The sequence below is a fragment of the Pseudoxanthomonas sp. Soil82 genome, from assembly GCF_040446535.1.
GTDB classification, from domain to species: domain Bacteria; phylum Pseudomonadota; class Gammaproteobacteria; order Xanthomonadales; family Xanthomonadaceae; genus Pseudoxanthomonas; species Pseudoxanthomonas kaohsiungensis.
Window position 1 is genome coordinate 78726 of the sequence record NZ_JBEAAK010000001.1, and the last position, 18512, is coordinate 97237.

At 71.0% G+C, this 18512-nt stretch carries 15 protein-coding genes and 1 pseudogene; 3 read left to right on the top strand and 13 right to left on the bottom strand.

The features are described from left to right. Window positions 1-51 precede the first annotated feature (51 nt). The gene (locus tag ABKA19_RS00360) at window positions 52-825 is read left to right on the top strand and encodes a HipA family kinase (protein ID WP_353687157.1); all 774 of its coding nucleotides are present in this window, start codon (window positions 52-54) and stop codon (window positions 823-825) included. Further along, window positions 812-1222: a DUF3037 domain-containing protein gene (locus ABKA19_RS00365; protein ID WP_353687158.1), complete on the top strand. Its 411-nt coding sequence runs from the start codon at window positions 812-814 to the stop codon at window positions 1220-1222. The genes ABKA19_RS00360 and ABKA19_RS00365 overlap by 14 nt, the downstream gene beginning before the upstream one ends. Before the next feature lie 134 nt (window positions 1223-1356). On the opposite strand, the gene ABKA19_RS00370 is transcribed toward ABKA19_RS00365, so the two are convergent. The 4 genes and pseudogenes from ABKA19_RS00370 to ABKA19_RS00385 form a co-directional block, all read right to left on the bottom strand. Then, window positions 1357-2016, bottom strand: a complete 660-nt coding sequence (locus ABKA19_RS00370; RefSeq protein ID WP_353687159.1) for a Na+/H+ antiporter NhaC family protein — start codon at window positions 2014-2016, stop codon at window positions 1357-1359. A gap of 28 nt (window positions 2017-2044) precedes the next feature. Beyond that, window positions 2045-2839, bottom strand: a pseudogene (locus ABKA19_RS00375) (Na+/H+ antiporter NhaC family protein); the annotation flags it as partial. Window positions 2840-2995: 156 nt separating this feature from the next. Then, on the bottom strand, window positions 2996-4066 hold the full coding sequence (gene alr, locus ABKA19_RS00380; RefSeq protein ID WP_353687160.1) for an alanine racemase: 1071 nt from the start codon (window positions 4064-4066) through the stop codon (window positions 2996-2998). A gap of 130 nt (window positions 4067-4196) precedes the next feature. Next, window positions 4197-5510, bottom strand: a complete 1314-nt coding sequence (locus ABKA19_RS00385; protein ID WP_353687161.1) for a D-amino acid dehydrogenase — start codon at window positions 5508-5510, stop codon at window positions 4197-4199. 154 nt (window positions 5511-5664) lie between these two features. Here ABKA19_RS00385 and ABKA19_RS00390 point away from each other — a divergent pair, with 154 nt between their 5' ends. Continuing rightward, entirely contained in the window at window positions 5665-6189 is a 525-nt protein-coding gene (locus ABKA19_RS00390; RefSeq protein WP_353687162.1) for an Lrp/AsnC ligand binding domain-containing protein, read from the top strand. A 225-nt stretch (window positions 6190-6414) separates the two neighbouring features. On the opposite strand, the gene ABKA19_RS00395 is transcribed toward ABKA19_RS00390, so the two are convergent. The 9 genes from ABKA19_RS00395 to mltB all read right to left on the bottom strand — a co-directional run bounded on the left by ABKA19_RS00395 (window position 6415) and on the right by mltB (window position 18458). Continuing rightward, a complete protein-coding gene (locus ABKA19_RS00395; RefSeq protein ID WP_162376940.1) occupies window positions 6415-8604 on the bottom strand; it encodes a carboxy terminal-processing peptidase in 2190 nt (729 codons plus the stop codon). 224 nt (window positions 8605-8828) lie between these two features. Continuing rightward, window positions 8829-9857, bottom strand: coding sequence for a lipoyl synthase (lipA, locus tag ABKA19_RS00400; protein WP_353687163.1), 1029 nt, complete (start codon window positions 9855-9857; stop codon window positions 8829-8831). A 465-nt stretch (window positions 9858-10322) separates the two neighbouring features. Next, window positions 10323-11042, bottom strand: a complete 720-nt coding sequence (gene lipB, locus ABKA19_RS00405) for a lipoyl(octanoyl) transferase LipB (protein WP_502945675.1) — start codon at window positions 11040-11042, stop codon at window positions 10323-10325. Further along, window positions 11030-11308: a DUF493 family protein gene (locus ABKA19_RS00410; RefSeq protein ID WP_162376938.1), complete on the bottom strand. Its 279-nt coding sequence runs from the start codon at window positions 11306-11308 to the stop codon at window positions 11030-11032. The genes lipB and ABKA19_RS00410 overlap by 13 nt, the downstream gene beginning before the upstream one ends. A gap of 147 nt (window positions 11309-11455) precedes the next feature. Further along, window positions 11456-12406 carry a CsgG/HfaB family protein gene (locus ABKA19_RS00415; RefSeq protein ID WP_502945676.1) on the bottom strand — a complete coding sequence of 317 codons (951 nt, stop codon included), beginning with the start codon at window positions 12404-12406 and terminating at the stop codon, window positions 11456-11458. Between the two features lie 270 nt (window positions 12407-12676). Further along, window positions 12677-14515 (bottom strand): glycoside hydrolase family 2 protein, encoded by a 1839-nt coding sequence (locus ABKA19_RS00420; protein WP_353687165.1) that lies wholly within the window; start codon window positions 14513-14515, stop codon window positions 12677-12679. 262 nt (window positions 14516-14777) lie between these two features. After that, a complete protein-coding gene (locus tag ABKA19_RS00425) occupies window positions 14778-15995 on the bottom strand; it encodes a D-alanyl-D-alanine carboxypeptidase family protein (protein WP_162376936.1) in 1218 nt (405 codons plus the stop codon). Window positions 15996-16116: 121 nt separating this feature from the next. Further along, on the bottom strand, window positions 16117-17337 hold the full coding sequence (locus ABKA19_RS00430) for a septal ring lytic transglycosylase RlpA family protein (protein WP_353687166.1): 1221 nt from the start codon (window positions 17335-17337) through the stop codon (window positions 16117-16119). Beyond that, entirely contained in the window at window positions 17334-18458 is a 1125-nt protein-coding gene (gene mltB / locus ABKA19_RS00435) for a lytic murein transglycosylase B (RefSeq protein WP_353688008.1), read from the bottom strand. The genes ABKA19_RS00430 and mltB overlap by 4 nt, the downstream gene beginning before the upstream one ends. Window positions 18459-18512: the final 54 nt, after the last annotated feature.

Consider the following 18512-nt stretch of genomic DNA (forward strand, 5'->3'; position numbering starts at 1 on the left):
ACACCCGGAGGACACCGCCTGGCGTGGCACGCCGGGCGGTATCCTTCGCGCATGTCCCTCCGCCGCCTTTGCGCCACCCGTTACGTCACCCCGCTGCGCGAAGGCGGCTCCATGCCCGCCGTGGTCGAGGGTGACGACCAGGGCCTGTACGTGCTCAAGTTCCGCGGCGCCGGCCAGGGGCCCAAGGCGCTGGTCGCCGAGGCGATCAGCGGCGGCCTGGCCCGTGCGCTCGGCCTGCCGATGCCCGAAATCGTCCTGATGGACCTCGACGCCGAACTGGCGCGCACCGAGGGCGACCCGGAGATCCAGGACCTGATCAAGGCCAGCGCCGGGCTCAACCTGGGCATGGACTACCTGCCCGGGGCGATGAACTTCGACCCGGTCGCCGAGCAGCCCGACCCGGAGCTGGCCTCGCGCATCGTCTGGTTCGACGCGTTCACCAGCAATGTCGACCGCACCGCGCGAAACCCGAACATGCTGGTCTGGCACGGCCGGCTGTACCTCATCGACCATGGAGCGTCGCTGTACTTCCACCATGGCTGGGACGGCGACACCACGCAGGCGGGCAAGCCGTTCGCGCTGGTGCGCGACCACGTGCTGCTGCGCTGGGCGGACCGCATCGCCGGGGTCGACGCCGACATGGCGAAGCGATTGCCGGCCGACGTCATCTCCGACATCGTCGGCCAGGTGCCCGACGACTGGCTGCAGGGACCGGATGCGTTCGCCGATCCGGCCACGCAGCGCGCCGCCTATGTCGCCTACCTGTGCCAGCGGCTGGCCGCGCGCGAAGGCTTCGTGCAGGAGGCGATCCGTGCACGTGCATGAGACCTACGACTACGCCGTCATCCGCGTGGTACCCCGGGTGGAGCGCGAGGAATTCGTCAATGTCGGCGTGATCCTTTCCTGCGAGCGCGCACGCTTCCTCGAGGCACGCATCGAAGTGGACCCCGCGCGCCTGCGGGCGCTGGACCCGGCGATCGACCTGGCGCTGGTGGGCCGCCACCTCGCCGCGATCCCGGCGATCTGCCGCGGCGGCGAGGCGGCCGCGCCGATCGGCCTGCTGCCGCCGCGCGCGCGCTTCCACTGGCTCACCGCGCGGCGCAGCGCGATCATCCAGACTTCGCCGGTGCACATGGGCCGCTGCGACGGCGACCTGGCGGCCACCCTCGACCACCTGATGGAACGCATGGTGCGGTTGCCGAAGCCGGCCAGCCCCGCCTGATGCATCGGCCGCCCATCGTGTAGGAGCCGATTCATCGGCGACCCGGCGCCGTTGGCACGCGCGACGTTGCGACGCCCCGATGTCCGGTGCCGATGAACCGACCCATACGGGAAGAGGACGTCGGAGCTGCGCGGCTAGGCCTGGCGCTCGGCCGGAACCGCTCCGGCTGGCGCCGGCGCCGCCGGCAACCGCGCGATCCGCCAGCCGGTGAAACCCAGCAGCAGCGTGAGCAGCGGCGCGGTGTAGTTGAACACCGCGAACGGCAGGTAGGCCATGGTCGGCACGCCGAGCACCACCGCCATGTAGGCGCCGCACGAGTTCCACGGCACCAGGGCCGAGGTGACGATGCCGGCGTCGCCGGCCGCGCGCGAGAGGTTCTCCGGTGCCAGCCCGCGCCGGGCGAACTCGGCCGAATACAGCCGCGTGGGCAGCAGCAGCGCGATGTACTGGTCGCCCGCGGCGACGTTGAGGCCCAGCGCGGTCGCCACCACCGACGCGAACAGGCGGCCGGTGGTGCGGGCCCGGTGCAGCAGCGGCGCCACCAGCTTGCCGAGCAGGCCGAAATCGTCGACCAGGATGCCGAAGGTGACCGCGCCGATGATCAGCCAGATGGTCAGCAGCATGCTGTCCATGCCGCCGCGCGAGAGCAGCGCATCGACCTCGGCCATGCCGGTGTCCACGCCGAAGCCGTTGGCCATCGCCAGCCACATGCCCTTGATCGCCACCACCGTCGCCGGTTCGCCGGGCGCATCCACGAACTGCGCCACCGCCTGCGGCTGCAGGAACACCGCCATCACCCCCGCCAGCAGGGCCGAGCATTATCGCCAGCGTCGCCGGCACCTTGCGGATCGACATCCCCACCAGCAGCAGGAGCGGCAGCAGGTTCCAGGCGCTGATGTGGAAGAGCGCATCGATGTGCGCGAGCTCGGCCGAGACGATCGCGTCGGGCAGCCCGCTGCGCTGCGAGGACCCCAGAGCCACGAACACCAGCAGCGCGACGAGCCCGGCCGGGACCGTGGTCCAGGCCTGGTAGCGGATGTGGCGGAACAGGTCGACGCCGTTGAGCTGCGCGGCCAGCACGGTCGTCTCCGACAGCGGCGAGGTCTTGTCGCCGACGTAGGCACCGGCGATCACCGCGCCCGCGGTCATCGCCGGCGACACGCCGATCATCTGCGCCAGCCCCATCAGGCCCACGCCGACGGTGCCGGCGGTGGTCCAGGAACTGCCGATGCTCAGCGAGATCGCCGCGCAGACCAGGAACGCCACCGGCAGGAACCAGGCCGGGTCGATCAGCTGGATGCCGTAGTACACCAGCGTCGGGATCGTGCCGGACATGTTCCAGGTGCCGATCAGCGCGCCGACCGCCAGCAGGATGAAGATCGCGCCGACCACCGTGGCCAGGCCCTTCTGCCCGGACTGCGCGATCGCCTCCCAGGGATGGCCGTTCTTGAGGATGACCGCGATCGCGGACATCGAGGCCAGGATCATCGCGACCTGCATCGGCCCATCCACCGCAGCCATGCCGAACAGCGCGACCGAGGTGCCGACCAGCACCACCAGCACGACCAGCGGCAGCGCCGCATCGAAATAGGACGGGGGACGCGGTACGACAGCCATGGACGCTTCCCTGGCAACCGTGGATGGTCAGGTCCCTGCGGGGCCTTCCGCCGTGCGTGCCGACTATGCGCCGCCGGCGAACGGGTGTCGAGGCGGCGGAGCGGCCGCCAGGTCAGCCGGAAACGCCGGGACCGGCGCGATGCGTCTGCAGGAACCTCAGCCCGTGTACTGCAGCGGCACCCGCTTTACAGCGCACAGCAGGCGGTAGCTGCTGGTCTGGCTGTGGGCGACGACCTCCGCGGCCGGCACCTGCTTGCCCCACAGTTCCACGCCGCTGCCGATACCGGCCCGCGGGTGGTCGGTGAGGTCGACGGTGAGCATGTCCATCGACACGCGACCGACCAGGCGACCGGGCTTCCCGTCGATCGCCACCCGCGTGCCATTGACCGCGAACTGCGGGTAGCCGTCGGCGTAGCCGATGGCAACCACGCCTATCCGGGTCGGCGCGTCGGTGACGAAGCGCGCGCCGTAGCCGACCGGTTCGCCGGCCGGCAGCTCGCGCACTGCGATGATCTTCGATTCCAGCGTCATCACCGGACGAAGTTGCGCGGATTTGTCGTTGGGCTGCGCGAACGGCGACACGCCGTACAGCATCAGCCCCGGGCGCGCCCAGTCGGCACGCGCCTGCGGCCAGCCGAGCAGGGCCGGCGAATTGCACAGGCTGGTGTCGCCCGCGAGGCCGGCCGTGGCGGCGGCGAAAGTCGCCAGCTGCTCGTCGGTGCGCGCGCACCCGGTTTCGTCGGCGCGGGCGAAGTGGCTCATCTTCACGAGATCGCCGACATGCGGCAACGCGCGCAGCCGCTGCCAGGCGTCGCGGTAGTCCGCCGGATCCAGGCCGACGCGGTGCATGCCCGAGTCCAGCTTCAGCCAGACCTGCAACGGCTTGGGCAGCGGCGTGCGCTCCAGTGCCTCGACCTGCCAGCCCGCGTGGACCACGGTCCACAGGTCGTGTTGCAGGATGAGCGGCAGTTCGGCGGCGTCGAAGAAGCCTTCCAGCAGCAGGATCGGCGCGCGGATGCCGGCCTCGCGCAAGGCGAGCGCCTCCTCGATGCAGGCCACTGCGAAGCCGTCGGCCTCGTCCTGCAGTGCCAGCGCACAACGCACGGCGCCGTGGCCGTAGGCATCGGCCTTGACCACCGCCAGCGCGCGCCCGCCACCGAGCCCGCGAGCCAGCCGATAGTTGTGGCGCAGCGCTTCCAGGTCGATCAGGGCACGGGCGGGACGCATCGGTATCGGCTGCCGGGGTAAGGGGGAACAGGCGCGGCGGATCGAGGTCGACCGCCGGGGAAGCACAGGCGCCAGTCCATCGCCGGTGGCCCGGGGCTCACCGCATCCCGGCTTCCATCGACGCGGAGGATCACCCGCCGATTGTCGCCGGAATCGCCTCGCCATCGAGCTCCAGCGTGGCGTTGCCGCGGCCGTAGCGGGAGATGTCCAGGCCTTCGCTGCGGATCCGGGTCGGGCGGTGGGCGATGACGTCGGCCAGGTAGCGGCCCGAGCCACAGGCCATGGTCCAGCCCAGGGTGCCGTGGCCGGTGTTGAGGAACAGGTTGCGCAGGCCGGTGGCGCCGACCACCGGGGTGCCGTCGGGCGTGGCCGGGCGCAGGCCGGTCCAGAACTCGGCGCGGGCCAGGTCGCCGCCCTTCGGGTACAGGTCGCCGACCACCTTCTCCAGGGTCGCGCGCCGACGCGGGTCCAGCGACAGGTCGTAGCCGGACACCTCGGCCATGCCGCCGACGCGGATGCGGCGGTCGAAGCGGGTGATCGCGATCTTGTAGGTCTCGTCGAGCACGGTCGAGGCCGGCGCCATCGCCGCATCGGTGATCGGGATGGTCAGCGAGTAGCCCTTGAGCGGATACACCGGCAGGCGGATGCCGAGCGGCTTGAGCAGCTGCGGCGACCAGCTCCCCAGCGCCAGCACGTAGCGGTCCGCGGTTTCCAGCCGGCCGTCGATGCGCACGCCGGTGACCCGGTCGCCGTCGGCTTCGATCGCCTCGATGTTCGCGCCGTAGCGGAATTCCACGCCGCGCATCTTCGCCAGCGCGGCCAGGCGCTCGCAGAACAGCTGGCAGTCGCCGGTCTGGTCGCCGGGCAGGCGCAGGCCGCCGACCAGCCGGTCGGCGGTCGCGGCCAGCGCCGGTTCGACCCGGGCCACGCCGGCGCGGTCGAGCACTTCGTAGGGCACCCCGGCCTCCTGCAGCACGGCGATGTCGCGCGCGGCCGCGTCGAGCTGGGCCTGGGTGCGGAACAGCTGGGTGGTGCCGAGGCGGCGGCCCTCGTAGGTCAGGCCGGTGTCGGCGCGCAGCTCGTCCAGGCAATCACGGCTGTATTCGGCCAGGCGGACCATGCGCTCCTTGTTCACCGCGTAGCGCCCGGCCGTGCAGTTGCGCAGCATCTGCGCCAGCCACAGGTACTGGTCCGGATCGAGCGTGGGCTTGATCGCCAGCGGCGCGTGCTTCTGGAACAGCCACTTGATCGCCTTCAGCGGCACGCCCGGGGCGGCCCAGGGCGAAGCGTAGCCCGGCGAGATCTGCCCGGCGTTGGCGTAGCTGGTCGAACGCGCCGGACCCGGCTCGCGGTCCACCACGGTCACCTCGAACCCGGCCTGCGCCAGGTACCACGCGCTGGTCACGCCGATCACGCCACTGCCCAGTACCAGAACCCGCTGCATCGCTCGACCCTCGATTCAGGCACTTCCACTGGATGAATGGGGAAGCTGCCGGCAAGGCGCGCAGTATATGGACGATCAACTGGTTGTTTTTTCCGTTTTTTTGCCGTGTTAAGGTGGATTCGCCTTAACAACCGGGCCACCCGTGGAGGTTTCCTTGGCCGCCGACCGCCCCGCCCGTCCACGCGCCCAGCCGGCCCGCCCCGAACGCGCTGCCCGCGACCTGGACCGGATCGACCGGCACATCCTGCGGATCCTCCAGCAGGAGGGCCGCATCTCCTTCACCGAACTGGGCGAGCGCGTGGGCCTGTCGACCACCCCGTGCACCGAGCGCGTGCGGCGGCTCGAACGCGACGGCGTGATCGAGGGCTACTACGCCAGGCTCAACCCGCAGGCGCTCAAGGCCGGCCTGCTGGTATTCGTCGAGATCAGCCTCGCCTACAAGTCCGGCGACATCTTCGAGGAGTTCCGCCGCGCCGCGCTGAAGCTGCCCAACGTGCTGGAGTGCCACCTGATGTCCGGCGACTTCGACTACCTGATCAAGGCCCGCATCTCGGAGATGGCCTCCTACCGCAAGCTGCTCGGCAGCAGCCTGCTGACCCTGCCGCACGTGCGCGAGTCCAAGAGCTACATCGTGATGGAGGAGGTCAAGGAGACGCTGGCGCTGGCGATCCCGGATTGAGCCCCACCTTGTAGGAGCCCATCATCATGGGCGACCGGGTCCCGGGAACACGACGCCGTCGCCTGCGCCAGGCGTCGGGTCGCCCATGAAGATGGGTTCCTACACGAGCCGGGCCACGGACATCGACGACTGCGATGCGCGCCGCAACGGCCACTGCGCGGACCTCAAACAGCATCGGCGGCCGAGGCCGCCGATGTTGGCGTCGCAGGTGGTGCGTGGCTGGCCTCAGTCGGCCCAGCGCACCGCCGACTGGGTGCCCGGCAATACCTGCGCCGACAGCGGGCGGTCCTGCTCGAGCAGGTCGATCGCATTGGCCAGGATCGCCGCGGCCTCGCGCTGCAGCGGATCCGGGCGCTTCTCGGCGGCCTTCTCGCGCTCGGCGTCCTTGACCACGTCGCGTTCGTTGGCGGTCAGGCCATCGTCGGTCTCGTCGGCCAGCGGATCCAGGGCCAGGCCCTTCTGCTTGCGGATCGCCTGGCGTTCCTTGCGCTGCGTTTCCTGGCGCTCGCGCTCGGCGCGCCGCTCGGCCTCGTTGAGCGAGAGGTACTTCTTGGCCGCCTCGGCACGGTAGTGGGCCACGTCCTCGCTCCACCACTGGAACTCCAGGTCGTCGGCGATCCGGGCCTCGTGCATCTTCTGCAGCTGCGGCAGCAGCGGCGCGAAGTTGCCGTAGCGCGCGTGCGGCACGGCCGCGATGCGGGTCCACGGCAGCGCGTTGTCGTAGGTGCTCTCGCCGAACTCGTTGGCATCCACGCTGAGCGGATAGGCGATGTCGGGCACCACGCCCTTGTTCTGGGTGCTGCCGCCGTCGGCACGGAAGAACTGGGCGATGGTCAGCTTGACCTGGCCATAGCGCGGGCCTTCGCCGGCCGCCGGCCAGCGGTCCAGGTCGAGCAGGTTCTGCACCGTGCCCTTGCCGAAGGTGGTCTCGCCGATGATCAGCGCGCGACCATAGTCCTGCATGGCGCCGGCGAAGATCTCCGACGCCGAGGCCGAGGCGCGGTTCACCACCACCGCCAGCGGGCCGTCCCAGGCCACGCCCGGGCTGCGGTCGGCATAGACCTGCACGCGACCACCGGATTCGCGCTGCTGCACCACCGGCCCCTGGTCGATGAACAGGCCGGTGAGCTGCACCGCCTCGTCCAGCGAACCGCCGCCGTTGTTGCGCAGGTCCAGGACCACGCCGTCCACGCCCTTGTCCTTGAACTCGCCCAGCAGGCGGGCCACGTCGCGGGTCGCGGAGGTGTAGTCGTTGCCGTTGCGGCGCCGGCCTTCGAAGTCCTGGTAGAAAGTGGGCAGTTCGATCACGCCGATCAGCCGCGCGGGCATGTCGCCGTGCGCCGGGATCGTGTAGGTCTTGCTCTTGGCGGCCTGCTCGGCCAGCTGCACGCGCTGCCGGGTCAGGGTCACGGTGCGGTGTTCGCCGTCGATGCCGTTCTCGGCCGGGATGTACTCCAGCTTCACCTGCGTGCCCTTGGTGCCCCGGATCTTGGCGACGACGTCGTCGATGCGCCAGCCGATCACGTCCTCGATCGCGCCGGTGCGGCCCTGGCCGACGCCGACGATGCGGTCGCCGGCCTTGAGCGTGCCGTCCATCGCTGCCGGACCGCCCGGGATGATCTCGCGGATCACGACCACGTCGTCCTGGCGCTGCAGCTGGGCGCCGATGCCCTCCAGCGACAGCGACATGGACTGGTTGAAGTTCTCGGCGCTGCGCGGGTTGAGGTAGTCGGTGTGCGGATCGACCGAAGCGGTATAGGCGTTGAGGAACAGCGAGAACACGTCCTCGCTCTTGAGCTCGGCCACCGAGCGGCCGAGCTGCTGGTAGCGCTTGTCCAGGGTCTTGCGGATCTCGGCCGGCTCCTTGCCGGCGAGCCTGAGCCGCAGCACGTCGTTCATCACCGACTTGCGCCACAGCGCATCGAGCGCGGCGTTGTCGGCGGCCCATGGCGCCTTCTCGCGGTCGTACTCCCAGCGCTCGTCGCCGGTGAAATCGAAGTCCTGCTTGAGCAGCTTGCGCGCGTGCGCCACGCGCTGGTCCACCCGCTCGCGGTACACGCCGAACATGGCGAAGGCGGCGGCGGGATCGCCCTGGCGCACGGCATCGCCCATCACGTCGCGGTACGGCTCGAAGCGGGCGATGTCGGCGGCGGTGAAGAACTGCCGGTTGGGGTCCAGCGCCTCCAGGTAGCGGCGGAAGATGTCCTCCGACAGCGCCTGGTCGCCGGGCCGCGGGCGATAGGCCAGGCGGCTGTCCGACAGCGCGCCGTAGACCATCTTCGAGACGGTGGACTGGTCGGCGTTTGGCGTGATCGCCAGCGGGCTGCCGCCGTCGGCGCGCGCCAGCAGGGCGAGCGGCGTGGCCAGCACGAGGGCGGCGAACAGGGACAGGGGGACGGCGAATCTGCGGTTCATGTAGTGGCTCTTGGCCGGCGGGCGCCGGTCGGATCAGGCTGTGCCAGGGCTGAGACTGCGGCCAGTGCCGGAAGTTGCACCGGCCTGCGCGGGCCCGTGCCGGCACCGTTCATCGCAGGCTAGCGGCTGCCGCGTAGGAAAAAGTGAACGGATCGCCATCGCCGGCCGCCGCGGCCGGACCGCCCGGCGCGGGACGCGCCGGTGCCGGGCGACGGCCCGGACCGTCAGGCCGCGACCCCGGCGCCGGCCGCCTGGCGATCGGCATGGTAGGACGAGCGGACCATCGGCCCGGAGGCGACGTGGCTGAAGCCCAGCGCGTAGCCGTAGTCCTCCAGCGCCTTGTATTCCTCGGGAGTCCAGTAACGCATCACCGGGTGGTGGTGGGCGGTCGGCTGCAGGTACTGGCCGATGGTCACCATTTCCACGTCGTGCGCGCGCAGGTCGCGCAGGGTGGCCTGGACCTGCTCCATCGTCTCGCCCAGGCCAAGCATGATCCCGGACTTGGTCGGCACCGCCGGGTGCTGGGCCTTGAACTTCTGCAGCAGGGTCAGCGACCACTGGTAGTCGGCACCGGGACGCACGTTCGGGTACAGCTCCGGCACCGTCTCGATGTTGTGGTTGAACACGTCCGGCGGGTTCTGCGCCAGGATCTCCAGGGCCCGGTCCATGCGGCCCTTGCCGCGGAAATCGGGGGTCAGGATCTCGATCCGGGTGCCGGGGGCGCGCTCGCGGATCGCGGCGATGCAGTCGACGAAATGCTGGGCGCCGCCGTCGCGCAGGTCGTCGCGGTCGACGCTGGTCACCACCACGTACTTCAGGCCCATGTCGGCGACCGTGTTGCCCAGGTTGGCCGGCTCGCCGGCGTCCGGCGGCTTGGGACGGCCGTGGGCGACGTCGCAGAACGAGCAGCGCCGCGTGCAGACCTCGCCCAGGATCATGAAGGTCGCGGTGCCGTGGCCGAAGCACTCGTGGATGTTCGGGCAGCTGGCTTCCTCGCACACGGTGACCAGGCGGTTCTCGCGCAGCTTGGCCTTGAGGTTGGCCACGGCGTTGCCGGACGGGATCCGGACCCGGATCCAGGACGGCTTCCGCAGCACCGGCGCGTCGGCGAACTGCACCGGGGAGCGGCCGATCTTGTCGCCACCCAGCTGCTTGGCGCCCTCCTGGAGCGCGCCATCGCGCGGCGCCGCCACCGGCGCGGCCGGTTCGGACAGGACCTGGAGCGGGATCGAGCGGGGGGCGGTGGAAGTCATGGCGCCTATTGTAGAGCGGGGCTTGCCCCGCTGCCCGGCGGAAAGGCCAACGCCGGTGCAACGGTGGTCGCGGCGGGCGGAACGACGGGGAGGCGCTCGATGCGCAGACCGGCGGAGCACCCGCCCTTCATGGTCGGATCGCCCGCTGACTGCACCCGGGCGCGAGTTGACCCGGACCGAGGCGCGGGCTCCGGAACGGCAGCCGCGACCGGGCGCGGAGCCGGGCGGAAGTTGCAACTGCAGGCGGACGCCCATGCCGCTGGGACACAGCGACGGGGGCACAAGCGCGGACTCCGGTGGGGACCGCCGCGCCCCCGGACGTGCGGGAGAGCGGACTCCGGATGGCACCACCACGCGCCGGGATGTGCGGGAGAGCTGGAGCGCGTGCTCCGGATGGGGCCGTCGCGCCCCGGGGGCAGGGCGCATCCCTCGGACGGACGCCCTGTCCGCACTCGGGTGACGGACTCAGAAGCCGGTGCCGGGCAGCCCAGCCTGCGGCTGCAGGGCCAGCCCGAACTGGCGGGCGACCTGGTCGAGCAGCACCGGCTTGACCGCCTCCATGCCCGAGGGGCCGCCCAGGTCCTGCAGCGAGGTCACCTGCAGGCCCTGGTAGCCGCAGGGATTGATCCGGTGGAACGGCTCCAGGTCCATGCCGATGTTGAAGGCCAGGCCATGGAAGGTGCAGCCGCGGCGGACGCGGATCCCCAGCGCGGCGACCTTGGCGCCGCCCACGTAGACGCCCGGCGCGCCCTCGCGGCGCTCGCCGCCGATGTTCCACTCGTCCAGGGTGTCGATGATCGCCTGCTCGATCCGGCACACGTACTCGCGCACGCCCACGCCCAGGCGGCGCAGGTCCAGCAGCGGGTACAGCACGATCTGGCCGGGGCCGTGGTAGGTCACCTGGCCGCCGCGATCCACGTGCAACACCGGGATGTCGCCGGGGGCGAGCACGTGTTCGGGCTTGCCGGCCTGGCCGAGGGTGAACACCGGCTCGTGCTCGACCAGCCACAGCTCGTCGACGGTGTCCTCGCCACGCGCGTCGGTGAAGCGCTGCATCGCCCGCCATACCGGCTCGTAGGGCTGGCGGCCCAGGTCGAACACCCGTGCCGGGAGCGGTGCGCGGGCCGGAGAAGCGACCCCGCAGGCGGGCCCGGCCTCCACCGCGGGCGCACTCACAGCGTCCACTTCACTTCCGGATGGTCGCGCAACGCCTGGTGGGCCGCGTCGTACTGCTCGCGGCTGTCGGCGCGGAAGCTGATCCGCACCGACACGTACTTGCCGTTGGACGAGTGCTTCCACTGGATGCGCTCTTCCAGGACCTCCACGCCGTACTCGACGAGCAGCTTCGGCAGTTCGGTCTCCAGGCCCTTGTCGGCGGTGCCCATCGCGCTGAGCTCGAAGGTGCCGGGGAACTGGAAGCCGTGTTCGGGATTGTCGGATTTGATTTCCATGCCGGCATTATCGGGGCGGCAGGGGGTGAACCCAAGTCGCGGCGCCGGCGCCGGCCGGCGATGCCGGGCGTGGACCGCGGGACGGCGGTACCGTCCCGCAGGCTCCGGGCGCCGCGCGCCGGTCGGTACCGGCGCGCGGCAGGCCGCTTACCGCGCCAGCTCGGTCATGGTGGAGTTGACCCAGCCCTTGTTGCCGAGCTCATCGTCCACTTCCCACATCAGGCCCTCCTTGGCGCCGGTGGGGTACAGCAGCATCCCCGGATCGAGCTCGCGCACCGCCGAGCCGGTGCCCTTGGCGTTGGCCAGCAGTCGCGCCGGCTTGGTCACGCGCAGGGCCTGGCTGACATTGGCCGCCGAGGCGTTTTCCGGCAGGCCGCCGAGCTGGCCGACCAGGTCGGTGTAGGCCTGCAGGTAGGCCAGGGTGATGACCTGCCCGATCTCGGTATTGGCATAGCCACCCACGCCCGCCGCGCCGAAGCCGCTGCCGGTGAACAGGCCGCCGCTGGAGCCCCAGCCGATGTCGGTCTTCTTGGCGCTGCCCTCGGCCATCGCCACCTGCTCGGACGAACGCACGTCGGTGACGGTCAGGACCACGTCGGCGGTCTTCTTCTTCATGTTCAGGCCACCGACCAGGGCGCCGGCATTGCCGCCCAGCAGGCCGCCGACCAGGCCGCTGATCGCGTTGCCGCCGGCGTTGCTGTTCTGCGCGATCAGGTCCGGGATCATCACGTAGTCGGCCGCCTTGACCTGGCCCTTGCCGATGTTGGAGCCACCGCGCAGCTCGCCGTCGGCGGCCAGCCCGCGCTCGTACTGGGCGGCGGCCATGCCGACGCCGCGATCGACCAGGGTGAAGCAGCGCGACTTGTTGACGAACACCTTGATCAGCTTCGACGGCGCCGGCAGCTGCTGCCCGGTCCACCAGTTGACCGCGTCTTCCGGCTCGATCACCGAGATGGTCCCCAGCGGCTTGGCGCAGACCGGGATCTGCGCGGCCTGCTGCTTGCGCATCTCCTGCGCGCTCTGCGCCGCGACCGGCGCCGCCATCGATGCCAGCAGCGCGGCGGCCAGAATCGTCATGCCCGAATTCCCTTTACGCATTGCACTCTCCGTCGTTGGTGGACGGCGCTGACGGGCGAACGTGTTCCTTCACGATCGAAGTGCACGCATACGGCCCCCCACGCCGGTCCGCCGATCATAAACCAGAGCCCCGGGCAGTCCCTGCCGAAGTGCGCGCAGGACGCGGCTGCCGCCCGGCAGCCATGTCCGGCGCGGACCCGTCGCCTTCCAGGCTCGGCCGGCGACGGTCAGCGTGTTCGATGCGTTCCGGCGGCGTCATGCGCGGACAGGTGGCGGAGCGGGTCCGCAGGCTTACGGCGGAGCGTTCCCCGCCTTCCCCCGGTAGTAGTTGCGCAGCACGTGGAAGGCCTGCTTCGGCTCGCCCTTCTCCGACATCAGGCCCTTGCGGTTGAAGCCGTCCTGCACGCCCGCCAGCGGCCGGCGCGGGGAACGGAAGTCGGACAGGATCCACGGCGAGGTCCCGGCGAAGCCTTCGATCCGGTCGAGCATGCGCAAGGTCCGCCGGTACAGCTCGGCCTGGTATTCCTCGGTCCAGATGGCGCCGGCGTCGCCATGCAGGCCCTGCCTGGCGTCGGCGCCGAACTCGCTGACGAATACCGGCTTGTCGTACGGGATCTGCCAGCGCACCCGGTCGATCTTGTCCAGCGTGCCGTCGTACCAGCCGATGTACTGGTTGAAGCTGACCAGGTCGACCAGCTCGGCCAGCGGATCCTCGACCACCGCCACGTCCGGGTCGTCTTCGCGGTAATGCTTCTCCATCGCCGCACTGAGCAGGCGGCTGTCGTCCAGCGCGCGGGCGCGCGCGGCCAGGCGCGAGAGGAAGCGGTTGCGCGCGTCCGATACCGGGGTCTCGTTGGCCAGCGACCAGACGATCACCGAGGCACGGTTGCGGTCGCGGCCGATCATCGCCTCCAGCTGCGCTTCGGCGTTGCGGTAGGTGGCTTCGTTGGCCCAGTCGATGGTCCAGTAGACCGGGATCTCCGACCACACCAGCAGGCCCATCTCGTCGGCCAGCCGCGCCATGTGCTCGTTGTGCGGGTAGTGGGCCAGGCGGACGAAGTTGGCCTCCAGCGAGCGGGCGCGCTCGAGCAGCCGGCGCGCCTGGTCCGCGTCGCGCACGCGCCCGCCACCGTCGGCCGCGTACTCCTCGTGCACCGAGATCCCGCGCAGGAACAGCGGCTCGCCGTTGAGCAGCAACTGCCGGCCGCGGGTCGCGATCGTGCGCAGGCCGACCCGGTCGACCAGCGTGTCGCTGCCGCTGGCGATCTCGACCCGGTACAGCTGCGGATGCACCGGCGACCAAAGGCGCGCGCCCGGGACGCGGAAGCGGAATTCCGCCTGGCCATCGGCACCGGCGCGCACGCGTTGGCGCACGCCCAGCTCCGGCAGCGCCACGCTGACCTCCTCGCCACCGCGCGCGCCGTCCAGCTGCACGCGGCCGGCGACTTCGCGGTCGGCGAGCGAGGCCAGGGCGAGACGGTAGTCGCGGACGAACACTTCCGGCACCACCACCAGCCCGACGGAGCGGGTGATGCCGCCGTAGTTCCACCAGTCGGTGTTGAGCGTGGGCACGCCATCGGCGCGCCGCTTGTTGTCGACCTTCAGCACCAGCGAGTTGCCGCGCGGCCGGAGCCGGTCGGTGACCTCGAAGCGGAACGGGGTGAAGCCGCCCTCGTGGACGCCGAGCTTGCGGCCGTTGAGGTACACGTCGGCGCGGTAGTTCACCGCGCCGAACTCCAGGAACGCGCGCTCCGACGGCTTTCGCGCCGGCGCATCGAACGTCTTCCGGTACCAGACGCTACCTTCGTAGTAGTACAGCCTCGGGTCCTGGGTGTTCCAGTCGCCGGGTACCTGCAGCGACTGGGCCCGGTCGAAGTCGTACTCGACCAGGTCGGTCGGCGACTCGGGTTTCGCGTCGCGGAAATACGCGCCCTTGGGCGGATCGGCCTGCTGGTCGAACGGCTGGTAGCGGTAATTGTAGTAGCCGTTCTCGTACGGATCGACGATCACCTTCCACTCGCCGTCCAGCGACTGCGTCGCGCGGGTGTAGGCCTGCATGGGCGCTTCGGCGGCCCATGCCGGCGCCACCGGCAGCAGCAGGCATAACAGTCCAGCGGCGAATGTCTTCACGATCCCTTCCCCGTCGATCCGCGCAAACAGCGGCTGCCGAGCATACCCCGCGGCGTTAGGTTCCTCCGTAGAGCCGGGCTTGCCCGGCTGCCGCCCCCTCCCGGGTGAGCGGGGAAGCAGCGGGGCAAGCCCCGCTCTACGAGGAGTGCGGGCGTGGCCGTTCAGACGCGGGGCGCGAGCAGATCCGATCCTTTGCGAGCCCGGAAACGCAGCGCGGCCCCGAAGGGCCGCGCGCGTGTGCCATCGATCGGAGCGGTGGAGCTCAGTCCGACTCCCACCACATCCAGAACGCATCCCACAGGCGCTTGAAGAAACCGGCTTCCTCGACCGCGCCGATCGCCACCAGCGGCGCCTGGGCGACGACTTCGCCGTCCAGGCTCACCTTGACCGTGCCGATCGCCTGGCCCGCCTCGATCGGCGCGACCAGCGACTTGGGCACCTCCATCGCCGGCTTCAGCTCGGCGTAGCGGCCACGCGGCACGCTCACCAGCAGCGGCTGGGCCACGCCCAGCTGCACCTGGTCGGCCTTGCCCTTCCACACCTTCAGCTGCGCCACCGGCTTGCCCGGCTCGTACAGCTTGTGGGTCTCGTAGAAGCGGAAACCCCAGTTGAGCAGGGCCAGGCTGTCGTCGGCGCGCTGGCGCTCGGAGTTCGAACCCATCACCACCGCGACCAGGCGCTGGTCGCCGCGCTTGGCCGAGCTCATCAGGCAGTAGCCGGCGCCAGAGTGGTGGCCGGTCTTGATGCCGTCCACGCTCGGGTCGCGCCACAGCAGCAGGTTGCGGTTGGGCTGGGTGATGCCGTTGACCGTGAATTCCTTGATGCTGTTGTAGGCGTACGCCTCCGGGAAATCGCGCACGAACGCGCGCCCCAGCAAGGCCAGGTCGTGCGCGGTGCTGTAATGCTCCGGCGCCGAGAGGCCGTGGGCGTTGACGAAGTGGCTGTTCTTCATGCCGATCTTCGCCGCGTAGCTGTTCATCAGGTCGGCGAACGCCTCCTGGGTGCCGGCCACGTGCTCGGCCAAGGCGATCGCGGCGTCGTTGCCCGACTGCACCGCCATGCCCTTTTCCATGTCGCGCAGCGGCGCGGTCTGGTTGACCGGGAAGCCGCTGAAGCTGCCGTCGGTGCGGGCCCCGCCCTCGCGCCAGGCGCGCTCGCTCATCATCACCTGGTCGTCGGGGTTGACCTTGCCGGCGGCGATCTCGGCGGCGATCACGTACGAGGTCATGACCTTGGTGATGCTGGCCGGCTCCACGCGCGCGTCGGCGTTCTCGCCGGCCAGGACCTGGCCGGTCGCGTAGTCCATCACCAGCCAGGCGGTGGACTGGGCCGGCTTGGGCGCATCGGGAATGGCGACGGCAGCGGGCGCGGCGGCGGCGGGTGGCGGCGCCGGAGCGGGTGCCTGGGCCAGGGCCAGGCCGATCGACAGCGTCGTGGCCAGGGCGGTGCCGAACGCGCCGGCGGCAAAACGGAACTTCATGCGGGTGGGAACTCCTGCATTGGCCGGCCGGTGGCCGGCGGGATTGGCGGCGGCGGTCGCGGGGCGACGTTCGCGCGGGGGCTGGGAATTGTAAGCGCGGCGCGCTGGCCGCGCCGGTTCATCATTCGCGGACCAGTTGCGGGGTACCGAATCCGAGACCGGCGATGCGGCCGGCAAGTTCCGCGGTGTCCGCGGCGCCGGGGGCCACGCGCAGTCGCCACAAGGTGCGACCGCCGGCGACCACGTCGTCCAGTCGCGCCCCGGGGATGCCGGCGGCCAGCAGCCGCTCCAGCGCGCGCCGGGCGTTGTCGAGGCTGGAGAAACTGGCGACCTGCAGCTCCGGGCCGGCGGATGCCGCCGGCGCGGCGATGGCGCCGTTGTCGACCCGGGTCGCGGCCATGGCGGATGCCGCGCCCGCCGGCGCATAGGAGCCCGATTGCGAGGACGGCAGCATCGCCACGGCCGCGCCGGCCACGTCCGGCGTCGCCGGCACGGCCGCCACCGCGGAGGCCACCGCGCCGCCGGTGGACGGCAGTGCCTGGACCAGCTGGTCCATCGCGGTGGCCGGGGTGGCCGGAGCGGTCGTCGCCACGGCGCGCACGGGCGCCTGTTGCGGCGCGCGCGCGGCGGCACTGCGCGGGGCGTCGTCGTCGCCGGGCTGCAGCGCGCGCACCTCCACCCGTCCGGTGCCGCGGGCGACGATGCCCAGCTTCACCGCCGCCGCGTAACTGAGGTCGATCACCCGGCCCTCGTGGAACGGGCCGCGGTCGTTGACCCGCACCACCACCGACTGGCCGTTGTCCAGGTTGGTCACCCGGGCGAAGCTGGGCAACGGCAGGGTCTTGTGCGCGGCGGTGAAGGCGTACATGTCGTACACCTCCTGGTTGGAGGTGCGGCGGCCATGGAACTTGGCCCCGTAGTAGGAGGCGGTGCCCTTCTCGACGTAGCCCCGGGTCCGGTCCATCACGTGGTACTGCTTGCCCAGCACCGTGTACGGCGAGCGGTTGCCGACCGGGGAGCGCGCCTCGTCGGTGACCACCGGCTCCGGGATGCAGGCCACGTTGGGCACGTAGGCCGGCGTGGTGTCGCTGACCCCGGGCTTGTACAGGCCGCCGGCCTTGTAGTCGCCGCGCGTCGACGGGTCTTCCTGCGCCGGGGCATACGGCGACTTGCCGGTGCAGCCCTCCGGCAGCGCGGCCATCGGCGCGTGCCCGGCGCCGGCCCCTGCCAGCGGCTTGCCGCCGGCCGAAGCGCTGGCGGACTTCTTCGGCGCGCTGCCGCACGCGGCCAGTGCGAGCACGGCCAGCACCGCCACCAGCGCGCGCGCCGGCCGCGCGCTCATGCCGGCGGGATCTCGCGCCCGGCGATCGCCTGCGACAACTGGTAGACGGCCATCGCGTACATCTTGGAGATGTTGTAGCGGGTGATCGCGTAGTAGTTCTGGAAGCCGAGCCAGTACTGCGGGCCGGCGCTGCCTTCCAGCGACACCGGCGTGGCGGTGATGCCGGCCGGCACCGGCTGCACCGGCGCGTAGCCGCGCGCGGCCAGTTCCTCGAGGGTGTGGGTCGGCGTCCAGTCCTCGGGGTTGAACGGTTCCCGCCCGGCCGCGAGCGTGGCCGGCGCCGCCACCGGCGCGTTGGCGACCCAGCCGCCCTTCTTCACGAAATAGTTGGCGATCGAGGCGAACACGTCGTCCAGGCTGCCGAACAGGTCGCGGCGGCCGTCGCCGTCGCCGTCCACGGCGAACTGGCGGTAGCTCGAGGGCATGAACTGGCCCAGGCCCATCGCCCCGGCGTAGCTGCCCTTGAGCGCGGCGATGTCCAGCTTCTCCTCGCGCCCCAGCGCGAACAGTTGCGCCAGCTCGTCGCGGAAGAACAGTTCGCGGCGCACTTCGCGCTCGAGCTTGGCCGGGTCGCCGCTGCGCGGGTAGTTGAAGGCCAGCGTGTACAGCGCGTCGAGCACCGAGTAGCGGCCGGTGTTGCCGCCGTAGCTGGTCTCCACGCCGATGATCGCCACCACCAGCTCGGCCGGCACGCCGGTCCTGGCCTGCACCTTGTCGAGGGCCTGGCGATGCTTGGCCAGGAACGCACGGCCGCCGTCGATCCGTGCCTGGCTGATGAACATCGGCCGGTACTCGTGCCACGGCTTGACCCGCTCGGCCGGGCGCGACATCGCGGTGACCACGCTGTCGAGCACGGTCGCCTGCGCCAGGGTCGCCTCGATCTCGGCGGCCGGGATGCCGAAACGCGCCGACGTGTCGCGCACGAAGTTGGCGCGCGCGATCTCGAATGGCACCGGGGTGAGATCGACCGGCGGCGCGACCGGCTTCTCCGGCGCCGCTTCGGCCGGCGTGGCGGGCCTGGCGACGGCGGTGGCCGACGACGGCGGGGAAACGAACGCCTCCTTCGGGATGCATCCGAGGAGACCGAGAGCCAACAGGCTGGCAAGCGCGGGTTTCATCATCGACGGCAGGGTAGCATCGTGCGCAAACACGCGGAACCACCGGATTTTCCGTCG